Source organism: Vibrio sp. V43_P6S15P86, assembly GCF_009904725.1.
GTDB classification, from domain to species: domain Bacteria; phylum Pseudomonadota; class Gammaproteobacteria; order Enterobacterales; family Vibrionaceae; genus Vibrio; species Vibrio diabolicus.
On record NZ_WXWT01000317.1, the window covers coordinates 1 to 2,002 of the forward strand.

The window sequence follows — 2,002 nt, forward strand, 5'->3', positions numbered from 1 at the left end:
TTTATCCACCTTCCTTAAAGTTCCATTTTTGTTGTCTCATTTTTAAGAAAAAACTTTGCTTAAGTTGTAGTGTTCCAGAAAGTAAAGCAAACGTTTGCGTCGTGATTGTGTGGGGATTTTTTTGCTTAAGATCACATGTTGTTGAGATTTTTGATGACAATAAATTGACAGAATTGGGATTTTTCTCGCGATTTCTTAGCGTTATAGTTCACCCCGTCAGTGATACCGAGATGGCGATATGTATCACTGAACAGGAAATGTACGTAAGTAGCTTCCATAAAAAAAATGCATGTGCATAAAAAGAAGCTGACTAAGTATCTCACTCAAGGAATGAATAAAAAGAATTGAAATACAACGTCAGTCAGACGGCGCATTTCGGCATCTAACAAAAGAACTTCTTTAGAGGAATCAATAATGAAAAAATTAGCAGCGGTAATTTCAGCGTCTCTACTTATGGCTTCAGCAGCACAAGCAGAAGTATACGTTGGTGGTAAGATGGGTAAGTCATGGATGGAAGACGCGTGTGTAGCGGGCAAGGCTTGTGACAAAGACGACTCTACTCTTGGCGCTTTTGTTGGTTACGAAATGAATAAATACTTCGCAGTAGAAGCAGGTTTCGACAACATCGGTGATTTTAACCAAACTTCTTTCGGTGGCCATGTAGAAGCAATCACTCTTGCACCTAAATTCAGCCTACCAATCACTGAAGACATCGCACTTTATGGTAAAGTGGGTGGCGCTTACGTAATGTTTGATGGTAAAGATGATTACTCTTACCTAGGCGCAGCTGGCCTTGAGTTCAACCTAAGCCAAAACGTAACTGCTCGCGCGGAATACCAAACTCTGACTGATATCAGCAACGATGTAACTCGTGCGACAGGTAACACAGCAACACTGGGTGTTTCTTTCAAATTCGGTGGCAACGATGAGCCAGTAATCGTAGAAGAGCCAGTTGTTGTTGAAGAAGTGGTTGTAGAAGAAGTGGTAGAAGAGCCAGTAGTTGTAACGAAAACATTCGAAACTCAAACAATCGGCACTGGTAGCTTTGATCTAAACAGCACAACTCTAAAACCAGAGAGCGCTGCAAAACTTGATAACCTAGTTGCTTTCCTAAACGAGCACCCACAAGCGAACGTTGAAGTTGTAGGTTACACAGATACTTCTGGCCCAGCAGCTTACAACCTAAAAGTTTCTGAGAAACGCGCGGAATCTGTAGCTAACGCACTTGTTGAAAAAGGCATTGATTCATCACGTATTCAAGCGCGTGGCGAAGGTGAAAACAACCCAATCGCTTCAAACGACACTCGTGAAGGTCGTCAGCAAAACCGTCGCGTAGAAATCGTTGTTCCAGAATTTGAATACCAAGTTCAGCAATAAGCTTCTATCCGACCGTAGTGTAGAAGACTAAAGCTGAAAGCCCCAAAGAGTTCGCTCTTTGGGGCTTTTTCATTTCTATTTGAAACGGACTGAAAAGCTAAAAACGGTAAACATCACTTGAGGTCAATGCTGTTTAAGCGCCCCATGAATGTTAGGATTTCCAAGTTGTCTTTATGTGCTTCTAACAACGCTTTTTTGGTTTGCATGTAGGCGGCAAGCTTGCCGTATTTACTAATAGAGCGAACCACCGTTTTGTATTTGTAGTCACCGTCATCATTGAACTCTCGCCACTTAGCGATGTAACACGTATCTCGGTTATCTGGGTTTTCAAGAGTGGGGTTAGGCTTGTGAACAATTTTTGGCTCAACGCTGTGTGGGAGTCTGGTCATGAGGTAAGGATCCTTCAAAAGACGTCGCCAAAATTTGCCCCACATTTGCCGGCCTAATTCGTTTCTCAGCTTAATGGCTTTTTGTAAGCCTTTCTTTTCTCCAATACGAACAAACCCAACCGAGCGGTGCAGTACCGTGTCCTCGGGGGTATGGATATGAATCTTAAAGGCAGTCTTGCCTTTAGAAATAAAGCGGTGTCCAGTGTTAGTTATTAAATTGCTCTTAGACATAGTGC

Annotated in this window: 2 protein-coding genes; one reads left to right on the top strand and one right to left on the bottom strand. The window is 42.4% G+C overall.

Going from position 1 to position 2,002, the window contains the following annotated elements:
• Positions 1-414: 414 nt before the first annotated feature.
• The gene (locus CAG69_RS14040) at positions 415-1,377 is read left to right on the top strand and encodes an OmpA family protein (protein WP_161444766.1); all 963 of its coding nucleotides are present in this window, start codon (positions 415-417) and stop codon (positions 1,375-1,377) included.
• A gap of 113 nt (positions 1,378-1,490) precedes the next feature.
• Here CAG69_RS14040 and CAG69_RS14045 read toward each other — a convergent pair whose 3' ends face one another.
• Positions 1,491-1,997 (bottom strand): hypothetical protein, encoded by a 507-nt coding sequence (locus tag CAG69_RS14045; RefSeq protein ID WP_031780328.1) that lies wholly within the window; start codon positions 1,995-1,997, stop codon positions 1,491-1,493.
• Between the last annotated feature and the right edge of the window lie 5 nt (positions 1,998-2,002).